The organism is Acetobacter okinawensis (assembly GCF_002153655.1).
Lineage (GTDB): Bacteria > Pseudomonadota > Alphaproteobacteria > Acetobacterales > Acetobacteraceae > Acetobacter > Acetobacter okinawensis_A.
The window spans coordinates 136,047-160,418 of sequence record NZ_JOPJ01000009.1; the positions used below are offsets into that span (position 1 = coordinate 136,047).

General features: G+C 54.2%; 20 protein-coding genes. 12 read left to right on the forward strand and 8 right to left on the reverse strand.

Features of this window, described 5'->3' with window-relative positions:
- Positions 1-37: 37 nt before the first annotated feature.
- Positions 38-1,531, forward strand: a complete 1,494-nt coding sequence (locus HK26_RS06325; RefSeq protein WP_086638992.1) for a glucosyltransferase domain-containing protein — start codon at positions 38-40, stop codon at positions 1,529-1,531.
- A 358-nt stretch (positions 1,532-1,889) separates the two neighbouring features.
- Here the strand turns inward: HK26_RS06325 and glsA are convergent, their stop codons facing one another.
- Entirely contained in the window at positions 1,890-2,948 is a 1,059-nt protein-coding gene (gene glsA / locus HK26_RS06330; protein WP_086638993.1) for a glutaminase A, read from the reverse strand.
- A gap of 576 nt (positions 2,949-3,524) precedes the next feature.
- Between glsA and HK26_RS06335 the strand changes: the two genes are divergently transcribed.
- Positions 3,525-5,093, forward strand: a complete 1,569-nt coding sequence (locus HK26_RS06335; protein WP_143296295.1) for a carbohydrate porin — start codon at positions 3,525-3,527, stop codon at positions 5,091-5,093.
- A gap of 13 nt (positions 5,094-5,106) precedes the next feature.
- On the opposite strand, the gene HK26_RS06340 is transcribed toward HK26_RS06335, so the two are convergent.
- Genes HK26_RS06340 through HK26_RS06360 form a run of 5 tightly spaced genes read right to left on the reverse strand, consistent with a single transcriptional unit; the run spans position 5,107 to position 12,589 of the window.
- Positions 5,107-6,741 carry a dipeptide ABC transporter ATP-binding protein gene (locus HK26_RS06340; protein WP_086638994.1) on the reverse strand — a complete coding sequence of 545 codons (1,635 nt, stop codon included), beginning with the start codon at positions 6,739-6,741 and terminating at the stop codon, positions 5,107-5,109.
- On the reverse strand, positions 6,738-7,535 hold the full coding sequence (locus HK26_RS06345; protein WP_086638995.1) for an ABC transporter permease: 798 nt from the start codon (positions 7,533-7,535) through the stop codon (positions 6,738-6,740). Before HK26_RS06345 ends, HK26_RS06340 begins: the two co-directional genes overlap by 4 nt.
- Positions 7,536-8,495 (reverse strand): ABC transporter permease, encoded by a 960-nt coding sequence (locus HK26_RS06350; protein WP_086638996.1) that lies wholly within the window; start codon positions 8,493-8,495, stop codon positions 7,536-7,538.
- A gap of 16 nt (positions 8,496-8,511) precedes the next feature.
- The gene (locus HK26_RS06355; protein WP_257640887.1) at positions 8,512-10,212 is read right to left on the reverse strand and encodes a TIGR04028 family ABC transporter substrate-binding protein; all 1,701 of its coding nucleotides are present in this window, start codon (positions 10,210-10,212) and stop codon (positions 8,512-8,514) included.
- The gene (locus tag HK26_RS06360) at positions 10,169-12,589 is read right to left on the reverse strand and encodes a TonB-dependent receptor plug domain-containing protein (RefSeq protein WP_086638997.1); all 2,421 of its coding nucleotides are present in this window, start codon (positions 12,587-12,589) and stop codon (positions 10,169-10,171) included. Before HK26_RS06360 ends, HK26_RS06355 begins: the two co-directional genes overlap by 44 nt.
- A 383-nt stretch (positions 12,590-12,972) precedes the next feature.
- Here HK26_RS06360 and HK26_RS06365 point away from each other — a divergent pair, with 383 nt between their 5' ends.
- From HK26_RS06365 to HK26_RS06375, 3 genes are read left to right on the forward strand one after another with little or no spacing between them, the layout of a single operon-like run.
- The gene (locus HK26_RS06365; RefSeq protein WP_086638998.1) at positions 12,973-13,980 is read left to right on the forward strand and encodes a putative FMN-dependent luciferase-like monooxygenase; all 1,008 of its coding nucleotides are present in this window, start codon (positions 12,973-12,975) and stop codon (positions 13,978-13,980) included.
- A 22-nt stretch (positions 13,981-14,002) separates the two neighbouring features.
- On the forward strand, positions 14,003-14,641 hold the full coding sequence (locus HK26_RS06370) for a CMD domain protein (protein ID WP_086638999.1): 639 nt from the start codon (positions 14,003-14,005) through the stop codon (positions 14,639-14,641).
- Positions 14,634-15,221, forward strand: coding sequence for a peroxidase-related enzyme (locus HK26_RS06375; protein WP_086639000.1), 588 nt, complete (start codon positions 14,634-14,636; stop codon positions 15,219-15,221). The genes HK26_RS06370 and HK26_RS06375 overlap by 8 nt, the downstream gene beginning before the upstream one ends.
- Positions 15,222-15,325: 104 nt before the next feature.
- Here the strand turns inward: HK26_RS06375 and HK26_RS06380 are convergent, their stop codons facing one another.
- Positions 15,326-15,838 carry a hypothetical protein gene (locus HK26_RS06380; protein ID WP_086639001.1) on the reverse strand — a complete coding sequence of 171 codons (513 nt, stop codon included), beginning with the start codon at positions 15,836-15,838 and terminating at the stop codon, positions 15,326-15,328.
- 197 nt (positions 15,839-16,035) lie between these two features.
- Here HK26_RS06380 and HK26_RS06385 point away from each other — a divergent pair, with 197 nt between their 5' ends.
- Entirely contained in the window at positions 16,036-16,764 is a 729-nt protein-coding gene (locus HK26_RS06385; protein ID WP_086639002.1) for a glycosyltransferase family 2 protein, read from the forward strand.
- Here HK26_RS06385 and HK26_RS06390 read toward each other — a convergent pair.
- Entirely contained in the window at positions 16,706-17,380 is a 675-nt protein-coding gene (locus HK26_RS06390; protein WP_143296296.1) for a COG4648 family protein, read from the reverse strand. The genes HK26_RS06385 and HK26_RS06390 overlap by 59 nt on opposite strands.
- Before the next feature lie 16 nt (positions 17,381-17,396).
- Between HK26_RS06390 and HK26_RS06395 the strand changes: the two genes are divergently transcribed.
- From HK26_RS06395 to HK26_RS06420, 6 genes are read left to right on the forward strand one after another with little or no spacing between them, the layout of a single operon-like run.
- The gene (locus HK26_RS06395; RefSeq protein ID WP_086639004.1) at positions 17,397-17,696 is read left to right on the forward strand and encodes a phosphopantetheine-binding protein; all 300 of its coding nucleotides are present in this window, start codon (positions 17,397-17,399) and stop codon (positions 17,694-17,696) included.
- Between the two features lie 5 nt (positions 17,697-17,701).
- Positions 17,702-19,360, forward strand: a complete 1,659-nt coding sequence (locus HK26_RS06400; RefSeq protein ID WP_180539370.1) for an AMP-binding protein — start codon at positions 17,702-17,704, stop codon at positions 19,358-19,360.
- Positions 19,344-20,246 (forward strand): hypothetical protein, encoded by a 903-nt coding sequence (locus tag HK26_RS06405; protein WP_086639006.1) that lies wholly within the window; start codon positions 19,344-19,346, stop codon positions 20,244-20,246. Before HK26_RS06400 ends, HK26_RS06405 begins: the two co-directional genes overlap by 17 nt.
- Positions 20,243-20,818, forward strand: a complete 576-nt coding sequence (locus HK26_RS06410) for a LolA family protein (RefSeq protein WP_086639007.1) — start codon at positions 20,243-20,245, stop codon at positions 20,816-20,818. The genes HK26_RS06405 and HK26_RS06410 overlap by 4 nt, the downstream gene beginning before the upstream one ends.
- Positions 20,815-23,151 carry an MMPL family transporter gene (locus HK26_RS06415; protein WP_257640888.1) on the forward strand — a complete coding sequence of 779 codons (2,337 nt, stop codon included), beginning with the start codon at positions 20,815-20,817 and terminating at the stop codon, positions 23,149-23,151. Before HK26_RS06410 ends, HK26_RS06415 begins: the two co-directional genes overlap by 4 nt.
- Entirely contained in the window at positions 23,148-24,338 is a 1,191-nt protein-coding gene (locus HK26_RS06420) for a beta-ketoacyl-[acyl-carrier-protein] synthase family protein (protein WP_086639008.1), read from the forward strand. Before HK26_RS06415 ends, HK26_RS06420 begins: the two co-directional genes overlap by 4 nt.
- The last annotated feature ends 34 nt before the right edge of the window (positions 24,339-24,372 follow it).

The window sequence follows — 24,372 nt, forward strand, 5'->3', positions numbered from 1 at the left end:
TTTTATATGTCCTGATGTTAGTTAGAGTTGTAAGTATATGCGCGCTTTAAATGATATTTTTAAAAACAAAAGTTTTCTTTTTGTTTTTATGTCTTATATTTTGTTTTCTCTCCCAATATTTTTGTCCAATGTATATTATATGGATGATAATGCCCGTGCGCTATATGGGTACACTTGGAGCCGAAGTGGACGTATATTTTCAACATTCATTATGAATGCTCTTGATCTGCGTCTGAATAATATTATTGATTGCGCACCGCTAGGGCAAATTTTGGGTTTGGCAGTTCTTGCCTGTGCAGCAGTTTTGTTTACACAGAGAGTAACGCGTCAATCTGCGCCAGACTGGGTGGCTTTAAGCATATGTGGTGTGCCTCTGGCTGCCCAGCCATTTTTTCTTGAAAACCTGTCTTACAAGTTTGACGCTTTACCCATGCTGATGGCTCAGGCTTGTGCAGTTTTTGCTTGTGCCTTGCCATTAGGCTGGTCATTGCGCCGGAAAATGGGGGTATGTATTGCTCTTGTTTTCAGCATTATGGCCTTTTATCAACCGAGCCTGAATACATTTTTAGGTCTCTCTCTTATCGTTTTTCTTGCAGACTGCCAGCATGATAATTGTGCCAGAGCGTGGCGGTCTTTGGGCATTAAAGTCGTATCACTGGTTGTCTCTGGAGTTTTTTATAAAGCAGCTATTGTGCGCTATTTTGTGCATGGTGACTTTGAAAGCAGCCATGCTGTGGCTGTTGGTTTGCATGATGTGTCTTTCATGCAGTTTAAAAATAATGCGGAAGAAGTTCTAGGTTTATTGAATGCTCTTTTATCCAGTGGAGCAAAACCCATTTTTCTTGCTCTTTATGCGGTATCTACATTGGTTACATTTTTCTGTGGTTTTCAGATTTTAAAGAAAAAAACAAAAGAAGATATTGTCTCAGGTCTGTTTGTTTTCATGATACCTTTCGCAATTTTATTTCTTTTATCTGGAATTATGTTTTTACTGAAAAACCCCTATAGTGTTCCACGCACATTCGTATCTTTTTCGACATGTGTTATTTTTGCGAATATTTTTTTCTTACAGCCTTTCGCTCAGAAATTCCGGTGGGTCGGGTTGTTGCCAATAGTGTACTTTTTTGTCATTTCTTTTAGTTATGGGAATGCCCTTAAAGAAAATGCCCGCTTTCAGACATATCATATAGAACGCGTTGCAGGGGTTCTGGATGATGCCGGGTTTGAACCTGGTGATGACTTGTTCCTTTATGGTGATGAAGTACAATCTCCCATTGTGCATAATGCTGTTATTGCTATGCCTGTCTTGGGTCGGTTAATGCCCCGTCAGGGAATTCATGATGATGATATTTTTGGATATTCGCTATTGCGTGGACGCGGCATAGAAGGACGCGAACATACTGCGCAAGAGTGGGACAATGCCCGTACCTGCCTGCAACCAGAATATCGTGTGCATTTATCGTCTAATTTTGCAGTGTTTCGTGTCAAGCGCACGTTCTGTGTGCAAGAACTTCGATCTAAAGCAGAATAGAAAATTTTAGAGAATGACTGCCAACAGGACTTGCTTGGCTGCGTGGCGAAGTAGGGTGAGGTGATTCTAGCGCCGCAGAAATCTGCAATGCTCTGTTTACCTTCTTGGTAATGATGCCAGGACGAGTTCAAATGGTGTTACGTGCGCACTATATTTGCGCTCGGTATCGTTAGGGTTGTAAAAGATTTTGCCAGATAAGGGGCGTTGTATATGGCCATCACGCTACAAAGGGTGTGATTGTGCTGCTGCAAATGTTCAAGCTAAATGAGTTTATAAGGGCAGGCGGGATTTGTACCCGCCTGCCCTTGTGTATTAATGGCAATGTTGCAGCATTTTATACTGTTACTTACTGAATTGCTTATTGTGCTTTGGAGGAAAAAATATTGGCTCCCAAAGCTTCAGCAATAAATTGCACGGCTAACTGGCCGCGCACACTGTTTCCCGCTGTATCAAGTCGGGATGAGTAAACACCAATTGCCAATTTGCCGGGAACAACTGCAACAATCCCCCCGCCAACACCGCTCTTACCGGGCAGCCCAACTTTGAACAGCCATTCACCTGTTGTGTTGTAAAGGCCGGCTGTCGCCATGACAGCCAACACATGTGCGCTTGTCGTAGCGTTAACAACAGGAAGGTGTGTGCGTGGGTTTGTCCCGCCATTAGCTAGTGTTGCCCCCATGGTGGCAAGGTCAAGGGCGTTGACATCGTAAGAACATTCACGGGTGTACAGGTCAACTGTTTCCATTGGGTCTGCGTAAAGGGCGTCATAACTGTGCAAGAGTATAGCAATGGCCTGATTGTGCTGATTACTCGCCATTTCGGACTGATAGACGTCTTCATTCAGGTGCAGCGGATGGCCAGCAAAGGCTGATGCTGTATCAAGCACGCTTTTCCATTTTGCTTCTACCGTCTTACCTTCAACCAGACTGGCGGTTGCAATGGCGCCGGCATTGACCAGTGGGTTACCTGCGGGGGGGCTGCCCCCCAGTTTGTCATTATTAAGTTCAATTGCTAAAACAGAGTTGAAAGGCAGGCCAGTAGCGTTGACGCCAACCTTGCGCAGAATGGTATCGGCCCCCTTTTTTTGGAGAACATCTGCCAGCGTAAAGATTTTGGAAACAGATTCTACTGGAAAATTATGGTCTGCATTGCCAACTTTAAAGACCTGCCCATCAACAGTGACGATAGCAATGCCGTAAAGAGCACTATCTGCTTTGGCCAGATAGGGAATATAACTTGCGTTTTGACCATCCTGAACGGGTTTGAATTTTGTATAGGCTTGTTCTATTGTTTTTTGAATAAGAGTGGTCTGGGTTGGAGCTTTTTCGCGCGCTGTAGCACTGTTACTGAATGTTGTTAAAAAAGTATTGGTTAAAACCAAGAATGTGCAAAGCTGCAAAATTTTTTTCTTGTTCATAACACTGGTTGCCTTTTCCAAGTATATATTTTTTATAAACTATATTAATTACGAAAATAATAACAGTCGCAAAAAATAAAATTATGGGGATGCCGCACGGATATTTGAGGTCTCATTTATTGAGGTAGTAGGGTTGTTATAAAATAATGTGCAAACATCATATAATGAAAGAAAATTACAAAATACAATAACATAATTACAATAAAATTATTCATATTGTGCGGATCAATGTTCTGTTTTTAGGAGTTTTTGGCAAAGGAACATTTAGTTATTCCTGCAATATAAGATAATATAAAATCGGGTAGAATATTTTTGTTATGACAAAATGCAGACAAGATCGTGAATTGATAATCTTTTAAATTCGTTTTATTCAGAAAAAAACAGTCATAAGAAAAAGAAAAACATGTCTGATATAACACAATACCGCATGCCACCGACCCCTAAAGGGCAGCGTAAGGGTTATGTTCCACTATATGTGGTGCGTACGCCGTAAACGCGTCTTTTTATTCCACCAGAAATCCTATCAATCCACCCCAGTATCATCTGAGGTGGACAGGAAGCGCTTTGGATAAAATCATGTCCAAATTCCCTTGTCATGCCCATAAATCCGGTTTTTTGCGTGTAATGTCCCTGCTGGGTCTGTTTTATGTTGTTGCTTTGGGGGGTGTTCTGGCTGTGGGGGCCTCCTCCCAAGCTCTTGCGCAAGAGACAAAACAGGCCACTACGGTCAAGCCCGCCCTGAAAAACCAACCTTCTTCTGTTACGCTGCTGCCAAAACATAAGCGCCCGATTGCGGAGGAGCGGCTTGAATCGCTCTTTAATACGGAAAGTATTTCCTACCTGCTTAACCATAATGAGGACGCATTGCGGCGGGGGGATGTCAGTGCCGGTTATTATGTGGCCGAGCAGGCATTTGGCAATCTGGTGCCCGCACTCAAACCGCTGCGTGAACGTCTGGCTAATCATGGATTCAGCTTTGAGTTGACCTATAAGGGAGAGGCCATGGGTAACATGAGTGGTGGTCTGTCAAAAGGCATGGATTATACACATGAAGTCCGTATTGCCATGCTGTTTGATTTAGGTCGGCTGACAAAATGGGAGCCGCTTAACGGCTGGTTTTTGCATGGTATTGTCATGAACCGGGAGGGGCGTCAGGTTGGATGGGACCATGTGGGGGAGCGCAATGTTCTGTTGACCGAAGTCTGGAGTATTCACGGGCCTGCGGCAGCCCGTCTGGCTGATCTTTATGTAGAAAAGTCATTTCTGAACAACCGGATCAACATCAATCTCGGGCGTATTGCACTGACGCACACGTATTCGACCTCAGTGCTGCTCTGTACGTTTATGACCATGTGTTCGGCACCTATGGCCATCCGTGAGCCTGCGGGCTGGAGTGTTTATCCCAAAACCTCATGGGGGGGCACATTTCGCATACGGCCTACGCGTGACCTGATATTAAGGACAGGGGTGTATCGTATTGGCCCCAAGGCGGCTGACAATACCGGCTGGGCATGGGGGAGCGAACCCTCGACCGGTATTCAAACGCCGGTAGAACTAACGTGGGAACCCTTTTTTGGCGCTCGGAATTTACCGGGGCATTACAAAATTGGATATGGGCATGATACATCGCCCTATGCTGACATGATCGGGGCCATCCCCCCTGCTTTTGCAGGAGCTGTGCACAAGCATAAGGAAAAAGCCAGAGACACGTTTTATATAGAGGCGGATCAGATGGTTTATCGCAGTCATGGCCAGCATCAGATGGCGGGTGGTTATGTGCTGGCTGGTTTTGTCCATAACACTCCCAGCAACTCAACATTTTCCAACGAGTTTTATGCAGGTGCTTCTCTGCTGGGGGTTATTCCAGGGCGACCGTTTGATCGGTTTGGTGTCATGTATTCCTATTACCAGTTAAGCCCCCGCACGACCTATGGCCAGCAGTTGCGGCAGATGGCAGGAATGTCCATGGGTGAGTACGTGAACGCCCCACAAACACATTCGGCTATTCTGGAGGCCTATTATGGTATTCCCATCATGCCCGGCCTCGTGGTGACCCCAGAATTTGAATATATGATGCGACCGGGAGAAACATCGGTGATCCCCAATGCCGTTCTGGCCGGGCTTAAAGTGATTAGTGCTCTGTAGGCGGTTGTTTTGATCATGAGTGTTCTGCCGCTTGGGGGGATGAGGTTAAACCGGGTATGGAGGCAATCAGATGTTTTGTATAATCAGTCATCGGTTTTGAAAATATTTGCTCTGTTTTTCCATACTCGATCTGTTCCCCGTTTTTAAGAATCAGAACCTCATGCGAAAGGCGTTTGATGACAGAAAGATCGTGTGAGACAAAAATATAGGTTAATCCAAGATCTTTCTGAAGATTTTCCAGAAGTGTCAGAATTTCGGACTGGATGGAAACGTCAAGGGCGGAAACAACTTCGTCCAGAATCAGTATCTCTGGCTGGCAGAGCAGGGCCCGTGCCAGAGCCAGTCGCTGCGCCTGCCCGCCAGACAGGGCAGATACCTTACGCGCCAACAGTGTAGGGCTGAGGCGCACTTTCTGGAGCACGTCATCTATGAGTTTGCGGCGCTGTGCGGGGTTATGTTGCTCGCTATTGATAAGAGGTTCCTCCAGTGCTTTGAGCGCGCTGTAACGTGGGTCAAAAGACACATGCGGATTTTGGTAAACAAACTGCACTTTGCAGCGCAGAGTGCGTAATGCTTGCCCTTTAAGCCTGCTGGGGTCCTGGCCGAGTAGCTCTATTGTACCAGCCTGTGGGGTAATCAGGCCGAGCAGGCAGCGCAGAAGTGTGGTTTTGCCAGAACCAGATTCGCCCACAATACCCAGCGTTCTTCCCTTGGGAACAGTGAAGGTAATATTCTGCATGGCATGTCGGTAGCCAGAACGTGTGGTCTGGGCGTAGCTGTAGCCCAGATTGGTCACTTTAATGACGTCAGGAGGCGTGGGGGTTCTGAGGTCTGGCACACTGGCTGGCGTTTGGTGAAAAACAGGAAGATTGGCAATCAGGCGCTGGGTGTATGCTGTTTTGGGGGCAGAAAAAATCTGTCTGGTCGGTGCTGTTTCGCAAATAACGCCGTGGTTGAGAACACTCACACGGTCAGTCTGCTCACTGGCGAGTGCCAGATCATGGGTAATAAATAAAATGGCTGTACCCAATTCCCGCCGGAGTGTTGCCAGCAGTGCCATGATCTGCACCTGCACGGAAACATCCAGAGCACTGGTTGGTTCATCAGCAACAATCAGGGCGGGACGCTGGGCAATGGCGGCTGCAATGAGCACGCGCTGGCGCATACCGCCAGATAACTCATGCGGGTACTGCCCAAGCCGCTGTGCCGGGCGGGAGATACCCATTTGGTCCAGCAGGGCGATGGCTTCTGCCCGTGTGTTAGAGCGCTTGAGGAAACTCGACTGGTGTGGGCGCAGTGCTTCCGCCAATTGCGCACCGATTGTGCGCACCGGGTCCAGTGAGTGAGCGGGGTCTTGGGGAATCAGGGCGATTTTTTTGCCACGAATCTGCCGCCATGCCCGTTCGGACAAATGGGTTACGTTGTGCGCGCCAATATGGATGCTACCGTGCTGCACGCTGGCATTGGGTGGTAGAATACCCAGCACAGCCCGCCCCAGAGTGGATTTGCCAGAGCCGGATTCCCCCACAAGGGCCAGCATTTCTCCCGCATGCAGGTCGAGTGAGACATGGTTGAGAGCCTGATGGGTGCTGCCATGGCGGGTGTAACTGATGTCCAGATCACGGATGCTCAGGCATGTCTGGGTCATGGTTTACTCCTGATGGCATGGGAGACAAGGCTTGCAGTCCATGCTGAAAAAATAATGGCAAGGCCGGGAAACGTGGTGATCCACCAAGCGGTGGAAAGGTAATCTCGTCCTTCTGTAATCATCAGCCCCCATTCGGGCGTGGGTGGTGGAGGACCATAACCCAGAAAGCAGATGGTCGAGATTGCCAGAATGGCTGTTCCCAGCCGGAGAGATGCCAAAGCCAGTGCGGGGGTAAGGCTGTTTGGCAATACATGCCGCAAGACAACCTGGCTGAACGTCCCCCCGATCCCTATGGCGGCCTCCATGTATTCTGTCGCCTGTACGCGTGCAACTTCAGTATGAATCATGCGTACAAAACCGGCGGTCTGGCTGATACCAACCGCGAGTGCAACATGAATGGCCCCCGGGCCTATAAGGGTGATGATACTGAGGGAGAGAAAAATTTCTGGTATGGACAGCACAATATCAGCACAGGCGCGTATGGCCCGCTCTACACGCGGGCTGCCCAAACCCGCCAGCAACCCGGCTGGAATGGCCAGTAGCAGGCTCACGCTGACAGCGAGCACAGCGGAGGAGAGAGTGGAAAAACTGCCGTAAATAACACGCGCAAACACATCCCGGCCGAACTGGTCAGTGCCAAACCAGTGGTGGGCTGACGGGGCAGTCAGATATTCCGATGGCTGGCCAGTCAGAGGGTTTTGGGAGCTGAACAGCGCAGGCCAGAAAGCCGCCAGTGCCAGCACAATAATTGGTAGCGCCACAGCCAGCCGTGTGGGCGTAATGTGGTGCGGCATCTAGTATTTCCTTTGCCGGGCGCTGCGGCCTATGCGGGGGTCAAGCAGAGGTTGTATAATTTCACTTGCAAAGCCGATGGATACAAAACCGCTTACGGAAATCAGAATAATGGCTTGCAGGACGGCAACATCCTGACTGGCGACGGCCTGCTGTGCCAGTTGCCCCAGTCCATCCAGCCCGAACACGGTTTCGGTCACAACAGCCCCGGCCAGAATTTCACCAAACACGAGCCCGCTGACTGTCAGTGTCGGGGGCAGGGCGTTGGGGAGGATATGGGCGTAAAGAATCCTGAGGGGGGAAACACCGCGTGCGCGCAGCACATCAATAAAGGGCAAGGCTTCCACCCGATGTGCCGCGGCCATAAAAACCTGAGCCAGCGGGGCAGAAATGGGAATGGCCAGTGCAAGGCCGGGTAGCAGGACAGCACTCCACCCGGATAGCCCGACAACGGGTATCAGCTTCCAGTGGAAGGAAACCAGTTGTATGGCAACAATTTCAAGCCAGAAAACGGGTATGCCGCTGGTAATGCCGGGAATAGCGCCAATTGCTGCGGCCAGATACCGCCCAACCGGGTTGCCGGAAAGCAGGATGGCCAGAGCGCAGCATATGGCGGCAAAGGCAAGAGCTCCCGTAAAGCTGACAATGGCCAGCCGGAGTGTGGTGGGGTACGCAGCATGGAGCATCTGCCCTACAGGCAGGCCTGTTTCAATAGAATAACCCAGATTGCCATGCAGGGTGCGGCCAAGCACGTGCGCATATTGTGTTATCGCAGATTCGTCCGCCCCATAGGTTGCGCGCATATCTGCGATCTGCTGTGGGCTAAGGCCCAGTTCAGGGTCCTGAAATTTTACCAGCACCGCATCTCCGGGCATGACCTGAAGCAGGACAAAGGAGAGCGTAAAAGCACCCCACAGGACAAAAAGCGCATGTAAAAACCGGGTAAACAGGTAGCGGATCATGGAAGTTTGCATCCTGTCAGGGCTGGTCGAGCCATGTGCGGTAGAACACGGGCCGCCCTACGGCTTCAAAGTGCATATCATGGACATGGGCGGCACCAGCAAAGACCTGTGGTTCTTCAAAAATGGGTATGCTGTAAGCATTGGTGAGGATGGCGTTCTGCACATCTGCCACAAGTTCAAGCCGCCGTTTTGGGTCGGTCTCAGAGGCAACGGCGAGCAGCAGACGGTTGCACTCAGGGTCGGTAAAGTGCGCGACATGCTGGCTCTGTCCACCTTTTTGCAGCAGAACATTGCGGTTTGTCGGGTAATAGGCACTTTTGAGCACGTCAGGGTCGGCGCGCCCGACTTCGGCCTGATACAGTGGGGTGGTGTGTGGGTCCAGATCATCCAGCACGACCATGGCCGGGCTGCCTGTCAGAATATCAAGCCTGACTCCCACTTTGCGCCATTGCTGTGCAAGAAGGACAAGCATGCTGCGGCTTTGTGGGTGTGGTGCGGAAACATGAATACCCAGCGAGAGAATCTGGCCATTCCTGTAACGCCAGCCATCTGGGTGCTGTAGCCAGCCTGCCTCATCCAGCAGATGTCTGGCCTGTTCGGGGTCGTAGCCCAGTTCGGCACTATGATCCTGAAAACCCTGTGTGTCAGAGGCCAGAATGGAGCGTGCCAACGGGTAGTGGGGGGAAAAGAGCGTGCGTAGGATTTCTTCCCTGTCAGTTGCGCGTAACAGGGCCAGACGCACGCGCCGGTCTGCAACCTTGTCATTGTCAGGGCGGAAAACCACACTATCGTTCACCCCGCGTGTGGAGGGGGCGTAAAGCCTGTTGCCACTGCGCGTGATCTGCCCCTCATCATAAGCTTCCACTTCCCTAATAAAATCGGCCTGTCCGCTCAAAAAAGCGCCAATGCGAATACTGTCTTCCGGTACAACAAGAATGCGGATCGCATCCAGCCTTGCAGGGCCCTGTGGGGCCAGTTCGGGTGGGCCCCATGTGTAATCGGGGCGGGCACGTAATGTTATGGATTTTCCGGGCACGTCATCCTGCACAACAAATGGCCCGGAACCAATAATATTGCGGCCATCCCCCCACTGTTCCAGTGGTTTGTGCAGGAGATGGGGGGAGACAAGCCCCGAACCGATAACGGATGTGCCCTGGAGGAAGCCGGGCGCGGGTTTGCTGAAGTAGAAACGCACCGTATGCGGGTCCAGCACCTCGCTATGGTCATAATTGTTGATGACCTCGGAAGGGGGGAGATGCAGGGCTTTGTTGCCCTTGCCGTATGTATCGAAATTAAGGGCTACGGCTGCGGCATCGACAGGTGTACCGTCGGAGAATGTTACGTCGGGACGTAACGTAAAAGTATACACGGTATTATCGGCATTGATCTGCCATGACGTGGCAATCCATGGCTCCACGCGCAGTGTTTGCGTGTTCTGCCATGTCAGCCGGTCGGTAACCTGGGCGAGAATGCCACCATTGGGATAAAACCCCCCTGCTGGGGGGTAGAGTGACTTGTGGGCCTGTTTTTCAAGGTACAGCAAGGTTCTGCCCTGCTGCACGGGGGCAGCAGACAGTGGGGGGGTATATCCCCCCACATTCCCCACAAACAGGGCCGACACGGCCAGTGTCGCGCAAAAGGAGTGGCGCAAAAGTGGCATGTAATCCATCGTTTTAAAAAGTGTAGCCCATGCGGGCGTAGTAATAGCCGCCTTCATAACCACCGGGTGCAGTCATGGGGTAAGCAAACACACCGCTGCTTTCCTGTAGCGCCTTGTGGTTGGTGTGGGTGGGGTATTTGTTGAACAGGTTATTTGCCCCTAGTGTGGCGGTAAAGCCATGCCCAAGCTGGGCTGAGACTTCCAGATTGGTGATGACCTGTGGGCGCACATGCGTCCAGTAGCTGCTTGGATCGCTCTGGTAAACCAGCCAGGCGACTCCGGCATAGCGCTGCTCCTGCACAAAGACGTTAAAGCGGCCTTTGCTCCAGTTCAGGGAGAAGGACTCCTTGTTCTTGGGGGAGGAGCGGAGCAGTTCCGTTTCCGCTGCCTTGGAAAAATAGCTCTGTCCAAGAGCGGTCAAAATGGCGGGCGTGTCTGCGTAATGTGTGAGTTCCGTATCGGCTGCGTTAATCTGTGCGGAGCCGACCAGTTCCCCGTAAGCGGGTTTGAGGGGGAATTTATAAGTCGCCTTGGCGGTAAAGCCATTGGTGCTCGTATTGCCGATATTGGTCATGTAGCTGGCATAGGTAATGTTGCTGCCAACGCCTTGTGCGGCCAGATACGCCGCCATGGTAGAGCCGGTAAAAGCACTTGTGCTTTCAATACGGTCGTTAATATCAATACGGTACGCATCCAGCGTTAACTGCAGGCTGGGTATGGGCCGGTAATCGATTCCGATGCTGTAGCTGCGGGAGTATTCGCCTTTGGGCGCATGCGCACCCAGCAGACGTGCGACCTCGCTGGTTTCGGACAGGTTGACGGTTGTATATCCCGGGCCGGAGGATGTGGCATCGTAATGGATGGCGCCCAGAGTGGGGGGGCGATACCCTGTGTTGACATTGGCATGCACTGCAAATGTCTTTGTAAAATTATAGCGTGTGCCAATGGAGCCTGTGGGCGCGGTGACCGTATCGGAATAATTGACAACGTGGCCACCCAGCGTCCACTCCCATTTGGGAGTGACAAAAAAATCAAGCCCGACATGCCCGTCAAAAATATCCCGCGACCAGTTGCCTGCGTTGGTGGGCTGAAAACCATTATATCCAGTAGAACCCGGCGAGTTCAGGCCATTGTAATACGGCCCCTGCGCCCAGGACTGATAATCCCCCGCACCGATCTGGTAGGTATTGTGCCGGTATTCCAGCCCCCATTCCAGAGCCGCAGGTTTTGAGAGTGTGGGAACGGTAAAGTTTTTGGAGAACTTGATCCCGCCAATCAGCTCGGTGCTGATGATCTTGCCCATATTGAAGCGCGTCTGGCTTTCCGGGCCAAAGGTGGGGTTGTTGTCGTCATATGCTTCCTGATTCACCTGCTCCCGGCCAAAAGACGCATAGGTGTTCCATGCAACACCCCCACCTAATGTGCCACGCAGGCCACCATTGACCTGAAAATCCATTTCATCAAAAGATTCAATCGGTTCAAAGCCGTTAGGGTGCAGGGACTGTACGTTGTTGATGTTGTTTGCACCACGCACAAACCCCACACGGTCCGTGAGCCGGTGCGCGAGCGTTGCCGTAAGGTACGACCGGATGGAGCGTGTAACAGGCATATGCCCGTTAAAGGAAAAAAGCTCAGACAGTGTGCGGCTGACGCCTTCGATCCGGTTTACATCGCCCAAGGACGGATTGATGCCATCCCGATGGGTGGGGAGCTGGTTCTGGACTTGCCATGCCAGGTCCATACCCCCACCTTTGGTGCCAATGGTGCGCGAGATATCGCCATAGCCGGTAATGCCCTGCCCGTCGCCTTTATAGTACCCGCTGTTTTGTACATTTGCGGTGCCGCCGTTGCGGGTGCCGCTCTTGAGCACAATGTTAATGGCCCCGCCTATCGCATCCTGCCCGTATAGGGCTGTAGCGCCTTCGGTTACGATTTCAACATGGTCAATGGCGCTGAGCGGGATCAGGCTCAGGTCGGCAGGTTCGGTCCCCTGTGCGGGGCCGTAGTTCCAGTTGCCCAACGCACTGGAGTGGCGGCGCACGCCATTGACCAGCACCAGAGTTTCGTCCGCGTTAAGGTTACGCAGGATGACGGTCTGGGTGGGGGTTGTTGAATACCCACCACCACCCCCGCCGGGTGGGGCGTTGATTTCGGGTGATGCCTGTTGCAACGCGTTGATGATGTTTGTCTGCCCGGTTTTGAGCAGTTCCGCCCCACTGATGACCGTCACGCGTGTTGTACTATGCCGCGGCGTGGATGTGCGAAAAGCGGGGGGGATGTCGGTTGTGTCTTTGGTGACCGTCAATTCTTCCACGGCAGCGGCGGAAACGGCTGTTGTCCGCGCATGCGCCGCGATGGAAAAAGCAGATGATGGGAAGATGATTGCAAGAGAAAGTCCTGCTTTAATGCGGCTTTTGCGCTTTAGGTTTGCCATTTTTTCCACTGACTATAATCAAAAAATCTGGTTTTTCGGTCTTCGGTTCATGCTCGGGCGGACAACATATACACATCATGTTCATGTGGATATCCTAATTTAACTATTAAAAATAGTATGAATATGATTGAACACAATCGTCAAGTTTAAAAAAAATTATCTTTGAAAATATGTTTTTTGTTGTTTTTACGTTTCAGTGCGGTTTTAATCGGTTGGGCCACAGCGCTGTTGATGGTCAGGGCTTGCGTGTTTTTTTTGGAATTCAGTAAAAAATTCTGTCTATCGTAATATTTGGAATGAAATTTATGGAAAAATTATAAAATATAAATTTGAATATTTTTTTGGGTTATGGAAATTTTTTATCATTCAGGGTGTTACTGAGCATGAGCGTAAAATCCATAGGGTTTTTTACAAGAATTTTGGATGATGTCTCGGCGGGGGAGCGGTACGCTCTGGCTGTCGAGCAGATTGAAAAAGCCGAATCTCTTGGTTTTAAAACGGCATGGGTTGCCCAGCACCATTTTCACGGTGATGAAGGTGGCCTGCCCGCGCTTTTTCCCTTTTTGTCTTATGTCGCGGCACGCACAAAACGGATTCGTCTTGGCACAGGCGTTGTAACCCTGACCATGGAAGACCCCATTCGTGTGGCCGAAGATGCGGTGGTGACAGATATTCTGTCGGGTGGTCGGCTGGAAGTCGGGTTTGGTTCCGGTGGCACCCCGCGTTCATACGAGGCTTTTGGCCAGCAGTTCGCCCAAAGACATGCCTTGATGGACCGTAACCTCGGGGTCGTCAAAGCTGCATGGAAAGGGGAGAGCCTGCCCGGCCGTAACCATTTATGGCCAGATGGTCAGGGTCTGGAGCAACGGAGCTGGCAGGCGACCTTTTCGGCCATAGGTGCGCAAAAGGCAGGGGAGGCAGGCGACGGGCTCATGCTTTCCCGCACCCAGCCGCGGCCTCAGGGGCAGGAGGGCGCCAGCCTTGCAGATATACAGTTGCCTCTGGTGCAGACGTATCTTGAGAGCCTGCCTGCTGGGGCTGTCCCCCGGATTATGGCGTCACGAAGTGTTTTTGTAGCAGATGACCGCGCTCAGGCACTGGATTTTGCCCGCAAGGGGCTGGTGCGGCAGGTGGAAAAATTCCGTGCCAGTGGTCACACAATTGATGACAGCAGCATAGACAGCCTTCTGCGCACATTTGATGTGCATCTGGGCACGCCGGAGGAGGTTGTGCGCTCTTTGGCAACAGACCGTACTTTGGAGCATGCGACCGAAGTGAGCATTCAGGTACATTCTGTAGACCCACCACATTCTTTCATTCTGCGTTCTCTGGAACTGTTTGCAACACAGGTCGCGCCCGCTTTGGGGTGGGGTAAGCCCAACGGTGGCTGATTTGCCCGAAAGGTGTAAAAATATGGTCCACAATTCTGCGGTTACACAAACCATTATTGAACAGCTTGCCGGGATCGAGCCCGATAGTCCGGTTGCAAAAAATTACCAGCGCAGAGCCGTTGCGCGGGAGCAGGCTGAGCTGAGCTACCAGCTTTTGCTGCACCCGCAAGCACCAGGCTCTGTCAGTCTGGTGGAGCGGCGTGTCATTGCCGCATTTGCAGCAGGGCTTTATCAGGAGCCTGCAACACGGCGTCATTATGCTGGGCTTTTGCAGGATGTTGCTCCTGCTTTTGTCCCGAGTCTTGAACAGATTTTGCAACAGGCCAGCACGCATGGTCCTTGGGGAGCATACCCGCAAGGGCCGTTAAGCGTGGAAGATGTTGGCGGCACGCCGTGGCAGAGCACACCAGAGCAGGCTGCTGTGCTTGGTCCACGACTGGCGGCGGCACTCGAGCACGCACATCTGCTGCTCACGCACCCGCGTGATGCCAATTCTGCGGCCCTTGCCCGTCTTGTGGCCGCAGGGTGGGATGAAGACGGCCTTGTTGTTCTGTCTCAGCTTGTTGCGTTTTTGAGCTTTCAGGTCCGTATTGTTTCAGGTTTTTCGGCTCTTGTAGCGGCATCTTTTCCGCAGACAACAGAAAGTGCACACCATGCCTGACATTCTCTCCTACCCCGATGCCAAGCCGGTTAACACTTTTACCCTCCGTCAGCTTGATTGGCTGCCGTGGATTGCGCCCTTGGACCCACAGGATCTGACCCAGCAACATTATGACGGGTTGGTCGATAGTGCACGGGCAAAATCTGCCTATTTTCGCCTACTTGCGCGTGATCCGGATGTGCTGGGGGCCAGAACGCGGCTGGATAAGGATATTTTTTATTCAGCCGGTGGTTTGCCAAGAGCCGAGCGGGAGCTGGCTGCTGCTGCGGTATCGCGCTTTAATGGCTGCATTTATTGCGCATCCGTACATGCCAGATTTTCGGTACAGTTTTCTAAAGATGATAAAGATGTCAATGCCCTTTTGGAGCATGGGACAAAGAGCGTTACAGATGGCCGAAATGCCGAAGTTGTACAGACTGCCGTGACATTGACAGAAAATGGCAACAAATTTGGCAAAAAAGACATTGATCGGTTGCAGAGGGCTGGTTTTTCCCCGGAAGAAATTCTGGACCTGATTCAGGCCGCAGCGTTTTTTAACTGGGCAAACCGCCTGATGCTCTCTTTGGGGGAAGCCGCGTAAAATAGCTTATGTGGTCGGCCATAGCGTTTATTCACCGCCAATATCAATATGGTGAATAAACGCCTGTGGTTGCGTATGTATTATAGGTGAATCAATAAAAAGTCCTATAATTTCTGGCGCATTTTCTGGCGGAGGTCATTGCAGCGTTTTGTATACTGTGTGGCTTTTGAAGCGGTTAGAAAATTGATAAAAAATGCGGCAGCAAGCGAGAAAAAAGAGAGCAGGGTTAAAATCTCTCCGATGATGCGAATGGGGTCATCATAATGCAGGCCAGAATACCATAAAAGGCTGATGCTCAGAATAGCGCCTATAAAACCAAAGACACCCGTGGTTTTGATCATGGAATCTTCCACGGTTTCAAATTCGGATGTGTTGCGCCACAGGTCAAAAAGCTGGCGGTCTATTTCTCCCACCATACCTGCATGCGCTTCTTTGTCTTCCGTAGTGATTTTGTGCGGGTTTGTACGGTAGATATCAAGCTCCTGCCGTGCTTTGGTAAAAACACGCCTGCGCTCCTTGATCGCAGGGATGCTGATATCAACAAAACTGAGAATGGCGACATTCAGGCCAGCGGAAAGCTGGATAATTGCTTGAAAATCTCCCCAAGAAATACTCATGACTTTCCTGTTCATGGTAAAGGCCAACACAGTATCCTAAACCGTAAAAATAAAGGGGAGGAAGAGGCCGCCAGCATGTCTGCCATTCCAGAGGGGGCAGATGGGCAGAGTGCCTGGTCTTCGGGTTTTGTCGATATTACGGTATAAGCAGGAGCCTTGCTGTATTTTGTCAGAGTCAGGCTTTAGGTATATCCACCATGTTTCGTTGTATTGTCCTTGTTCCTTCCTATAATTCAGGAACATTGCTGCGTAGGACCGTGCTGGCTGTTCTGGCTGTCTGGGCAGATGTTGTTGTGGTGATTGATGGCAGCACGGACGGGAGCGGGCAGGCGGTGGAAGATATGGTCGCCACCTATGCAGGGCTGCACGTGCTCCACCTGCCCCGGAATGGGGGTAAGGGTGCGGCTGTTCTGCATGGTGCGGAATGGGCCATACAGCATGGATACACCCATGTGCTGACCATGGATGCCGATGGCCAGCACCCCGTTGTCGCTGTGCAGGACTTTGTGGCGGCGGCCCGTTGTGTGCCGCAGGCCATGGTGCTGGGTGTGCCCATATTTGGGCCGGATGCGCCGGCTTTGCGTGTCTGGGGTCGCAAGTTGTCCAACATACTGGTGCAGATGGAAACACAGGGGGCAGTCAGGGACTGCCTGTTCGGCTTCAGGGTTTATCCTGTACAGCAGATGGTGGCGGTGCTGAGGGAGTCGCGCTTTATGCGTGGGTTTGACTTTGACCCCGAAGTGGCCGTGCGCATGGTCTGGCGTGGTGTGCCTGCACTCAATAAACCCGCTTCAGTACAGTATTTTGATGCAGCGCAGGGGGGGATTTCCCACTTCCATTATGTGCGGGATAATGTGCGCCTGTTCTTTATGCATCTGAGGCTGTTGTGCGGTTGGATGCGGCACGCGCTTTGCAGAATGCGGTGACGGTTGTTTTAAGTGAGGCATGTTTGAAATTGCGTATAACAATGCGCCTGACGCCCGCCTCAAGCAACATGAATGCCAAAGCGGCAGCAAAGGCGCCGCCGCTTTGTGGCCAGCGCCATGCGCCTTGTGGCCCGAGCCAGAACAGGAGTGCCGGGGTCAGTAGGGCTGCGGCAAAAAACAGGGTCCAGAAAATGGTTAGCGCATATGTGTAGCGCACCATATCCGCACGCAGTGGGCCATGCACCCTGCTGGCAGCCACCGCGACAAGGGGCTGGCGTGATGGCAGGAGAGAGTGCGCAAAAACAAACAGCATGATTCCCATGGAGAGCACATATAAGGCGCAGTGATCGACCACCAGTGCTTGTTGTGGCCAGTAGAATGCAACAGGCACCACAAGGGTGGCCATAAGGGCAAAGGCCCCTGCATGCCGGGTGAGCAGGGCGGCTGCGCTACATTGCAACAGGAGTGAAAAAGCACAGGCCAGTGCTGCGGCAGAGGTGTGCCCGACCAGAATGGAGCAGGAGAGAAGTGCGGCCACGGCTCCCCGGCGCACAGAGGGGTGTCTTTGCAGCCAGGTCGGCTTTGCGATCATGGATGTATGTGTTAGCTGAACCATCTGACCCGCATTAAACATGAGACATGCTGTGAATACGACCCGTTCCACAACATCACAAACGCCTTTTGAGCATGAAGTTGCTGAACGTCTTGTTGCAGCACTCCAACTGGAAGTGACGGCGGAAGAGATTGCACCGGAAGCCCCCCTGTTTGGTGAAGGATTGGGGCTGGACTCCATTGATGCACTGGAGATTGCTTTGCTCGTGGGGCGGGATTATGGCGTAACCCTGCGCTCGGATGCTCCGGATAACCAGCAGATATTCAGTTCCTTACGCGCTTTGTGCCAGTATATTCAGGCTCACCGCGCAGCAGGATGAGCTCTATGCCAGATGGCGTATGGGGGCATGACTGGCCTGACCTTTCTCTTGTCCATGCGCCAGATCGGCTCCTGCTGCTGAGCGAGCACACCGCCATTGGCGGGCGTGACTTTTTATGGGCGGCCCATCAGCTTGCCGCCTTGCTGCCAGATGCGCCTGTTGTGCCTGTCTGCTCATGTGTTGGTCATTTTACCCTGCTGTTTGCTGCAACATTGCTGCGTGGCCAGCATGTTCTGCTGTGCAGTGAGCGCACATCTGCGCGCCTGCGTGCTCTGGCACAGGAGCATCAGGCTGTATGCGTAAGTATTGCGGGGGATGCAGAATGCGCAAATCTGCCTGAAAATGGCCTTTGTGTTCCCGATTTTCTGGCAGCTTCTCCTGTGCGGGCGGAGGATGTTGCCGCATGTCCTAACCCGGTCATTGCGCCAGACAGGCTGGTCGCAGTTGTGTTTACCTCGGGCAGTACGGGGCAGCCCGTGGGGCACCGTAAATACTGGGGCGGGCTGGTAACACGCAGTGTGACCGCACGTGTGCTGCTGGACCCGGAGCAGGCCCCCGCCTGTGTTGTTGGCACGGTTCCGCCATACCATATGTATGGTTTTGAAACGCTGGTGCTTCAGGTTTTGCATACGCGGGTGGCTCTGTCCTTTGGGCCGCGTAGTTACCCGGCAGACTGGCAGCAATGCCTCAACAGGGCATTTGCGCCGCGTATTCTGGTCACCACGCCTTTGCAGTTGCGGGCTTTGGTGCAGTCGGGGCTGGTTCTGCCTGCTATTAGGCGGGTTATTTCGGCCTCTGCTCCGCTGGCGGTGGAACAGGCCGCTGCGGCCGAGCGGGTTCTGGACACGGAAGTGACCGAAATTTATGGGTCGACGGAAACGGGGTCACTCGCCATACGGCGGACCACCAGCGGGCCGGATTGGCGGTGGTATGGTGGGGTCAGCCTGAACAGGGGAGCAAATGGCGTAGAGGTCAGCGCACCGGGAACCCTGACATATGCGCTCGCTGATTTTATTGAGACAAAAAGTAACGGCACGTTTTTGTTGCTGGGCCGGATGAGCGACCTGATCAAGCTGGGGGGCAAACGTACGTCTCTGGCTGCGTTGAATGCGGCGCTGACCGCCATTCCCGGTGTGGAAGATGGTGCATTTATCCCGCCAGAGGATGCCGGTACCAATGTTCTGGCACGGATGCAGGTTGTTGCCGTATCGTCCACACGCAGTGGGCCGAGTATCCTGCATGCGCTCAAAGCACAGATCGACCCGGTTTTTTTGCCGCGCAGCATCAGGCTTGTGCCCGCCCTGCCCCGCAATGCAGTGGGCAAGCTGACCCGCCAGGCCCTGCACGCACTGGCGGACAGGCGTGTGGAGGAGGAGATCGGCAGCTTTCAGCTTCGGGCTGACCATCCGTGCCTTCCCGGCCATTTTCCCGGAGCCCCTGTTGTGCCCGGTATTGTGCTGCTTCAGGTCGGGTTGGAACAACTGGGGCAGGCGGATTTGTGCGTGGATATGGTCAAGTTCCTGCATCCGGTTCTGCCAGAGCAGAAGGTGGTCTTTTTTGCGCGTGCCAGTGGTGCTGTGGTGCGGCTGACAGGCCGGCAGGGCGAGCAGCTTGTCATGCGGGCGGTGCTGAAGGCAAAACAAGAGCATGTCCCGCACGACTGACAGACGATGGGTTGTTCCAGAACGCGGTAACCGGCTTGTCATGCGGTTTGCCCTGTGGCTGGCCCGCACGGTTGGGCGGCGGCGGCTTGAATGGCTGCTCTGGCCTGTCAGCCTGTATTTTTTTGTGGTCAATGCCGCGGCCCGCCGGGCATCCCGCGCTTATCTGCAACGTGCTTTGCGCGGGCGCTACCGCACAGGGGCGGTCTTGCGCCATATGCACAGCTTTGCTCAGGCGGTGCTCGACCGTATGTTCTTTTTGCAGGACTCTACGCATATGCCCCCTGTGCGGGTGGAGGGCAGGGAGCAGCTGTTGCAAACACTGGCGGCCGGGCAGGGGTGCCTTTTGCTGGGTGCGCACATCGGGTCGTTTGAGGCATTCAGAGCTTTGGGGCGCGCACATACCATACCGCTGAGAATGCTTATGTACCGCTCCAATCTAGGTGGGGCCACGCATGTGCTGGAGGCGCTGGACCCTGCTTATGCCGGGCTGATCATTCCCATCGGGGAGGTGGATACCATGCTCCGTGTGGCGGAAAGTCTGGGCAAGGGAGAAATTGTGGGCATTCTGGGTGACAGAACGCCCGATACAGGCCGGTGTGTTCCGGCACGGATGCTGGGGGGGGATGTTAGTATTCCTGAAGGGCCTTTCCGTCTGGCTCTGGCTACAGGTGCGCCTCTTGTGCTTGTCAGCGCCATACGAGCGGCAGACGGTGTTTATGACATCCGTTTTGAAAAATTTGACGTACCCTACCCCTCTTCACGTCAGGGAAGGGGGGCCTTTGTGCAAATGGCTGTCGAACGCTATGTGGGGTGGATGGAAGCACTGTGCCTGCGCCACCCGTTCGCGTGGTTCAATTTTTATGATTACTGGAAAGATGCACCATGAAGGTCCTCCCTCTTGTAATAGCCTGTGGTCTGCTGGGCGGGGTGGGGCAGGCATGGGCTGCGGATAATGCTGCGGACCTGAGCGCACAGGTTATTGCCCACCTTGGGCAGGTGGGTGAAAGAACCCAGACTTTCCATGAGAAAAAAGACATCGCCGCGTTAACGCACCCGCTACTGTCCAATGGTGTGCTGGTCTTCCACCGCCCGGCTTATCTGGAAAAAAAGACGCAGGCTCCACGCCCGGAAACACTGGTGATTGATGGGGATATGGTCTCTATCCAGCGTGGGGCGGGGGAGGTGCACCATGTTGCACTGGCGCAGAACGCGGCGCTGGCGCTGCTGGCAGCAACCCTGCGTGCACCGCTTGAGGGCAATCTGCCAGCTCTGACGCACGATTATGCGGTGACTGCACAGGGGGATCTGGGGGCATGGACACTCCGCATGACCCCCACTTCCGCTCAGGCTGTGCAACTGGTCCGGCTGGTCGTGCTGACGGGCCGTAACAATGCCGTGGACAGCCTGCGGATCGTGCAGGCTAATGGTGACGTGCAGACACTGACCCTCGATCCGTGAGACACCCTGCCAAGCCCCGGGCGCTGGCGGCAACCCTGCTGGCCTGCGCCCTGTTTGCTGCATTTGTGTTCATGAGCATTCCCCTGCGCTTGGATATGGCGGGTTTTTTACCCACGGGGCATGATGATGGAACGCGCTTTTTATTGCGCGAGGTGCAGGGTGGCGTTGCAGGCACTGTGGTCATGCTGGGGATTGAAGGCGCGCCAGAGCCCGAACTCGCACGCCTGAGCATGGGGCTGCAAAAAACCCTGTCGGCGGATACCCGGTTTGTATCGGTCCTGAATGGTGTTTTCTCCGTGGAACAGGCGGGGGCTTTGCGCACACTTGTGTTCAGGCATCGCTACCAGTTGGCTCCGGATGATGCTGTTCGCAATATGGGACCGCAAACGCTCAAGCAGGCATTTGCCACGGTGCTGGATGATCTGGATTCCGCCGCAGGGCCTGCTTTTGCGGACATGATCGTGCGCGATCCTACACGGGCATTTGTTCAGACAGTGCAGGCGTTTGAGCCGGATGTGCATGTGCGCGTGCGCTCGGGTGTGTGGTTCGCCCCGGACCGGGCGCGGGCGCTGCTGCTCCTGCGCACGCAGGCACCGGGTATGGACCTTGCTACTCAGGCTCAGGTTGAGCAGAGTATTCGCGCAGCCTTTGCTGGCCTGCACCCCGGTCACGCCACCCTGCTGATGAGTGGCCCTTCGGTTTTTGCCGTCTCCAGTGCCGCCGGGATGCACCGCGATGTAGATCGCATGGCCCTGTGTTCGGTTATTCTGGTCGTGGGGGTGCTTTACTGGCGTTTTCGTTCCTTTTGGGTTCTGGCGGCTATTGGCGTGCCATTTCTGCTGTCGCTCAGCGTCGCCATGCTGGTGGTGCGGCTGGTGTTTGGTTCCGTGCATGGCATAGCCTTTGGCTTTGGCATGACCATGCTGGGTGTGGCGCTGGACTACCCGGTGCTGCTGATCGGCCACCGTGACCGGGGGGAGGGGCCACAGGCAACGTTGCTGCGTATTGGCCAGAGTTTGCGTCTGGGCGTGGCAACGGCGGTTCTGGGGCTGACCGGCATGATTTTTTGTGGGCTGCCGGGGCTGGCACAATTGGGAACATTTGCAGCCGTTGGGCTTGTAGTTGCTGCGGTTGTGACTCTTTACGTCATGCCGGGTCTGGTGGTTGCTGCGGATCTGGCTCCCTATGTCAGCGGTCCTTCGCGTCCATTATCGCTGGTGGAGGGGTTGCGGCGCTACCGCGTGCTGTATGTCGTGCCTGTTGTGGTGTATGGTGCGGTTTTGTGGTGGCACCCCCCCATACTGGATACACGGCTGGCGGCACTCAGCCCATTGCCTGAACAGGCCCGGCGGATGGACGACATTTTGCGTGCGGATCTGGGTGTCCCGGATTCGTCGCTTATGCTGGCAGTGTCGGGGAGCAGCGTGCAGGCTGTCCTTGAGCGTGAGGAGGCTCTGACCCCTCTGTGGGGGCAGTTGCAGCACAGCGGTATGGTCGCCGGGGTGCAGGATGCAGCGCGTTTTTTGCCCTCGGTGCGGATGCAGCAGCGGCGCGCGGAGCAGTTGCCGCCACCGGATGCCCTGCACAGGGCTATTGTTACGGCACAGGAGGGGCTGCCATTCCAGCCAACCGCGTTTGATGGTTTTGCGGCTGATGTACAGGTCGCGCAACACATGCTCCCTTTGTTGCCGCAGGACCTGTCTGGCACCCCTATTGCTGCGGCCATAGCCCCGTTGCTGTTTGAGCGGAGTGGGCAGTGGTATGGCCTTGTCTTTCCCGAGGCGGTGCGTAACCATGGTGTGGTTGAGCAGGCTCTGGCCGGGCAGCCCGATGTGCTGGTTGTGGACATGCGCAAGGAGGTGGACGACCTGTCCGCTTATCATACGCAACGCACACTACGCTGGATGGCTGTTGGCTGTGTGGTGGCGTTTGGCGTGCTGCTGGTGGGGCTGCGGAGTGGTAGCCGCATGCTGCGGGTGGTCGGGGCCGTTGGGGCCGTGCAGTTGACCATGCTGGCTATTCTGGCCCTGTCGGGGCAACCTCTTACGCTTATTCACCTGATTGCATTGCAGTTTGTGCTGGGGGTTAGTCTGGATTATGCGCTGTTTTTTGCCCGTCCACAGCTGGATGCACATGAGCGGGCCAGAACCATGCGCACATTGTTGACATGCAACGCCATGACAGTGCTGACATTTGGCCTGTTGGCAACGTGCCAGACCCCTTTGCTGTGTGTCATTGGCAAAACGGTGGCTCTGGGTGTTGCTCTGGCCATGGTCTATGGTTTTCTTCTGGCTGGACAACGCCCTGACATGGGACCAACAAAATTGTCATGAAACCACTTGCCATCACAGCAGGAACGGTCCTGAGCGCAATCGGTCATGGACTGGAAGCAACGGAGCAGGCTCTTCTGGCACGCCGTTCCGGGTTAACGCCGTGCGATTTTGCCGGAATACGGACCGGGTTTATCGGCCGTGTACCAGATGTGGAAAAGCATGGACTGGAGGGTGTGCCCACGGGGTTTACCTGCCGCAATAACCAGTTGGCGGATATGGCCTGTATGGGCGGCGGGTTTGTGCAGGCCGTACAGGCGGCCCGGGCGTTTTATGGTGCCGGGCGCATTGCGGTGGTGCTGGGTACGTCAACTTCTGGCATTCTCTCAGCCGAGGAGGCTTACAGGGCTGTAGACCCCATAAGCGGTTATCCGCCGGAGGGGTTTGATCAGGCCCGTACACAGGATCTGTTTTCGCTCCCCCGCTTTCTGGCCGCCCGGCTGGGGCTGGAGGGGCCGCTGCTGAGTGTCTCCAATGCCTGTGCGTCTTCCTCCCGCGCATTTGTAGATGCCCGGCATTGGCTGGAGGCCGGTCTGTGCGATGCCGTAGTGGTCGGGGGAGCGGACAGCCTTTGCCAGATGACATTGCGGGGGTTTGCCTCTCTGGGGCTGGTCTCTCCCGAACCGACGCGACCGTGTGATGCCGGGCGGTCTGGTATTTCCGTGGGGGAGGGGGCCGGGTTTGCCCTGCTCGAGCGCGAGGGAGCCCGACCCGATGCCACAGTCATGGCCCGGTGGGTGGGGTATGGTGTCAGCAGTGATGGGCACCATATGTCCTCCCCTGACCCGCAGGCACGCGGCGCGGTGGCCGCCATGCGTGAGGCGCTGGAACGTGCGGGCCTTGGCGCACATCAGATTGACTATATCAACCTGCATGGCACCGGTACGTCTGTAAACGATGCGATGGAAGACCACGCGGTGCAGGCCGTGTTCGGGCCGGAGGTGGCGTGCTCCTCCACCAAGGGGTGGACGGGCCATACTCTGGGGGCCTCCGGGATTATCGAAGCCATGTTTGCTGTGGTGATGATGCGTGCGGGGTTTGCGCCGGGGTGCCTGCATGTAACCCGGCTGGACCCGGCTTTTGGCAGCAGGGTGCTGACACAGACCGTGCACATGCCGCTCCGGCGGGTCATGAGCAATGCCTTCGGGTTTGGTGGAACCAACTGTAGCCTGATCTTTGAGGCCGTGTGATGAAGGTTGTCTTGCAGGGGATTTCCGTTTGGGG